Below are 3,593 nucleotides of genomic sequence, written 5' to 3' on the forward strand. Positions count from 1 at the left end.
CATCCAGGGGCCCCGGTCCCGGGAACTGGTCCAAGCGGTCACCTCCGTCGATCTTTCGAACGAACGGTTCCCGTTCCGGACTGCCCGATGGATCGATGTCGGGTTCGCCAGGGTCTTGTGCGTGCGAATCACCTATCTCGGAGAGCTCGGCTACGAGTTGTATGTGCCGGCCGAGCAGGCCGTGCACGTCTATGACCGACTGGTGGCGGCCGGCGCACCATTCGGTCTGCGCCATGCCGGGCTCAAAGCGCTTGCTTCACTGCGAATGGAAAAGGGCTACCGGGACTACGGCCATGACATCGACAACACCGATGACCCTCTTGAAGCCGGATTTGGATTCGCCCTGGCGTTGGACAAACCGTTCATCGGCAGGGAAGCCGTGCTCGCCCAAAAGGCCGCCGGCAAGCTAATGCGCCGCCTCGTTCAGGTCCGACTGACAGATCCAGCTCCGCTTTTGTTCCATGCGGAGGTCGTCTATCGCAACGGAGTCGAGGTCGGTTATGTCCGATCAGCTTCGTACGGTCATACGCTGGGTGGCGCCGTTGGCCTGGGCATGATCGAAGCCAACGAACCAGTCACCACCGCCTATCTCGACGGTGGTGACTGGCAGGTGGACGTGGCCGGCCGAAAGTATCCGTCGGTCATGTCGTTGCGGCCGATGTACGACCCGAACAACACGAGAATCCGTTCCTGAGATTCCGCGGGAACTAACCGGAAACCGCTGAAGAGACGACGAAGGTACCGTCGACAATTTCACCGAACAGGGAAACGGTCTGGTCGGTCCACATCACGTTCTGTTCGTTAATGAACGGTGTGGTGATTGCCGTTTCGTAACCGGAAATGGGCATTGAAGCACCGGCGCACTGCGGGGGGAAGGATTCGGCGAGGGCCTCGCACAACTTGGCTCCGGTGCCATCATCCACGATGAATCCCTGGACCGCCAGGACCCCCGAGACGCCACCGCTGAGTGCGTCGGAAACCGAGAGTCCACCGTCCACCGTCATGCCACCCGAGGAGCCCGCGTCGGAATTGTCGCCGGGCAATACCTGTGGTTCGCCACCGATGACCGTGTCGTTGCAGTTCGGTTCGTCGATGGTGCATGCGCCGCTGGCAACGGGGTTGTCGTTCGGCTGATCATTGACAGGCACCTGAGCTGGATCGTCTGAGTCAGCACTGGAGCACGCGGCGGCGATCATCATCAGCGCAGCGAGGAGGACAGCCAACCGGCGAGTTGTATTGATATTCATGTCTTAACTCTCCTTGAGAACAGAGCGGGCCCATGGGCCCGGTTACAAGAGCTACGACGGCACAACCGTTCAATTTGGTTCCTGATGCTCAGTCCGGTCAAGGGATCCGCACGTCGCGGTGTTCTGAGGCGAGGCGTCGTTGTTCGTCGGTCAGGTTCGCTTCCTTCAGGAGCGTGACCATGGTCCAATGATGACCGACCGGGCAACGCTGCAGCCTCACCCATCCGAGGCGCACGGACTTGAACGACGCTCCAGCAATCCAGATCGTTGTGAACAAGTGGCCACGGCGACATTGGACAACGGCATTACCTCCGACGTTGTAGCCACGACGGCGGGCGACGATGTTTACTGCGAGTACCAGCACGACTATCAGGACAAGGGCGGTGATGGCTTCCGTTGGCATGTACCAAGCATATCTCTCGCGTGATCGCTTTCGCCCCTGCTGGCTCGTGCTGCCGGTATCAAGAGATACCGTTGCTCAATTGGCTTGAGTCCCTGGTCGCTGGGTCCAACGGCGCAGGAAAAATCGGGGCCGGTGATGTAAATCGGTGAACCAACCAGGCACTTAGGACGTCAAAGCGTCATGAAAATTCTTGCCTGTGTTTTTGTGTTTGCCGTGTTGGTCGCTGCGTGCGGTGGCCAGACGATTCATGAGTCTACCCCGGTAGTCCCGACCGTGACTGGTCCGGTCGAGTCGACCACGACCGGAGGTTCGTTGCTCGTACCTCTCGCCGAGGCCCGTCAGCTTTGGGCGGCGGTCGGCTACACCAGCTACCGGTATGACTTCGATGATGACTGCGGGGAATGCCAACCATTCACGGGCGAGGTGGTCGTCACCGATGGTGAGGTAGTCGCACCGGCCGATCGGGGGTTGACCGTGGATGAGATGTTCGCTGCCATCGAACGGGCCGTGGCGGCCGGCGTGCCGGTCGAGGTGACCTTTGATCCCCAAATCGGATATCCAACGGATCTGTGGATTGATCGGGAAGCCCGGGCCTACGACGGGGGAACCCACTGGCTCCTCAGGAACCTGGTGCCATTGCCGCGTTGAGGTTCCGGGCGGCGTTTCCGTTCGCAGCGTTGGGGGGCCAAGCCGCCTCGATAGCCCGCAATCGTTATGGGGTAGAAGGTCGTTCGAGGTTGCGGTATCTTGCGCCCCGCTCACGACCAAGCCGACTCCGTGCTTGGAATCGGCCTGGTCAGCCCCCAGTAGCCCCCCGTTCTTGTGACTGCGATTCGCTGTTGCGCCTGGCGAGGTGAGGTCGATGTCGCTGTCGATGTTCATTCCCGTAGGGGGTGCTTGCTATGTATTCCCACCTTCTCGTCATTGCCGACCTCAGACCAGGGGCCAACGTCCTAACTTGGGCGGTTAACAGGATCTGACGCTGGATGTGGCACCGTCGGCAGCGCCCCGGAGGGTCAGTGCACCCCACCGAGATACACGGTCTGTGCGGTGATGTAGTCGCTGTCGTCCGATGCGAAGAAGTCGATGACGTTGAAGATGTCTTTTTCGGTCGCGTATCTCGGGATTGGCAATCCGGCGATTACGCCATCGAGAACTTCCTCGGAGAATCCGTGAAACATGCCGGTCTTGATAGCCGTGACGCCGACTGTGTTGCAGGTGATCCCCCAGGACTGGAACTCCTTGGCCATGACGTTCATCAGGGTTTCACTGGCGACCTTGGAAGCGGCATATATCGAATCGCCAGCAGGCTCGAGCGCTGCGGCCATTGAACCGATGGTAATGATCCGGCCACCGCTCTTTCGCATGAGCTTCGCCGCTTCTCGCGAGGCGCAATACGCGCCCATTACGTTGGTTCGTACTACCTCGGATGCTTCGGAAACGGGAAGGAGTAACGAATGCTGTGAAGCAACGGCGCCCGCGTTATTGATAAGAATGTTGATCGACCGGTGGGTTAAGCGAATTGAGCGGAAGGCGTCACGGACTGCCCCTTCGTCGGCGATGTCGACTCCCGCGTGATGCGTGTAGGTTTCATGGTTGATCGTTGCTTCGCTCCTGGCAATTCCGTGGACGGCTGCACCCTCAGCCAGGAAGTATTCGGTGATAAGCCGGCCTATTCCGCGTGTCGCTCCGGTGATGACGGCGACCTTCCCGCTGTACCGGTCAGGCACTCTGTTCGGTATCCTTCTTTTGAGCGAGCAGTGCCTGTTTGATCATCACGTTAAGTCTCGGCAAAGCGATGTCCCGATATTCCCGCTCCAGAATCCCAAGGCAGATGGCATCTTGTACCCGTCCGTCGAGAACCAGATGCTCGCGTAGCCGACCCTCAACGGTCCAGCCGAGGTATTTGTGGAATCTGGATTTATGATACAGGAGCTTCAACG

The 3,593-nt window shown here is 59.5% G+C and carries 6 protein-coding genes; 2 read left to right on the forward strand and 4 right to left on the reverse strand.

Annotation, left to right across the window (positions count from 1 at the left end; genetic code table 11):
• Nucleotides 1–694 (forward strand): aminomethyltransferase family protein (locus JJE47_16795; GenBank protein ID MBK5269081.1); only part of this gene is annotated, 694 nt, incomplete at its 5' end.
• 13 nt (nt 695–707) lie between these two features.
• On the opposite strand, the gene JJE47_16800 is transcribed toward JJE47_16795, so the two are convergent.
• Together JJE47_16800 and JJE47_16805 are read right to left on the reverse strand one after the other, a co-directional pair.
• Entirely contained in the window at nt 708–1,247 is a 540-nt protein-coding gene (locus JJE47_16800) for a hypothetical protein (protein MBK5269082.1), read from the reverse strand.
• A 97-nt stretch (nt 1,248–1,344) separates the two neighbouring features.
• Nucleotides 1,345–1,650: a hypothetical protein gene (locus JJE47_16805; GenBank protein ID MBK5269083.1), complete on the reverse strand. Its 306-nt coding sequence runs from the start codon at nt 1,648–1,650 to the stop codon at nt 1,345–1,347.
• A gap of 180 nt (nt 1,651–1,830) precedes the next feature.
• On the opposite strand from JJE47_16805, the gene JJE47_16810 reads away from it, so the two are divergent.
• Nucleotides 1,831–2,298, forward strand: a complete 468-nt coding sequence (locus JJE47_16810) for a hypothetical protein (protein ID MBK5269084.1) — start codon at nt 1,831–1,833, stop codon at nt 2,296–2,298.
• Between the two features lie 368 nt (nt 2,299–2,666).
• Here JJE47_16810 and JJE47_16815 read toward each other — a convergent pair whose 3' ends face one another.
• Both JJE47_16815 and JJE47_16820 read right to left on the reverse strand, forming a co-directional pair.
• The gene (locus tag JJE47_16815) at nt 2,667–3,380 is read right to left on the reverse strand and encodes an SDR family oxidoreductase (protein ID MBK5269085.1); all 714 of its coding nucleotides are present in this window, start codon (nt 3,378–3,380) and stop codon (nt 2,667–2,669) included.
• Nucleotides 3,373–3,593, reverse strand: a 221-nt coding sequence (locus JJE47_16820; protein ID MBK5269086.1) for a hypothetical protein, incomplete at its 5' end; no start/stop codon positions are given. The genes JJE47_16815 and JJE47_16820, both read right to left, overlap by 8 nt.

The sequence above is a fragment of the Acidimicrobiia bacterium genome (assembly GCA_016650365.1).
Taxonomy (GTDB): Bacteria; Actinomycetota; Acidimicrobiia; order Spongiisociales; family JAENVV01; genus JAENVV01.

What these genes read in the sequence shown, in the direction of transcription:
- JJE47_16800 (MBK5269082.1), bottom strand. Translation starts at nt 1,247, where the DNA reads ATGAATATCAATACAACTCGCCGGTTGGCTGTCCTCCTCGCTGCGCTG.
- JJE47_16805 (MBK5269083.1), bottom strand. Translation starts at nt 1,650, where the DNA reads ATGCCAACGGAAGCCATCACCGCCCTTGTCCTGATAGTCGTGCTGGTA.
- JJE47_16810 (MBK5269084.1), top strand. Translation starts at nt 1,831, where the DNA reads ATGAAAATTCTTGCCTGTGTTTTTGTGTTTGCCGTGTTGGTCGCTGCG.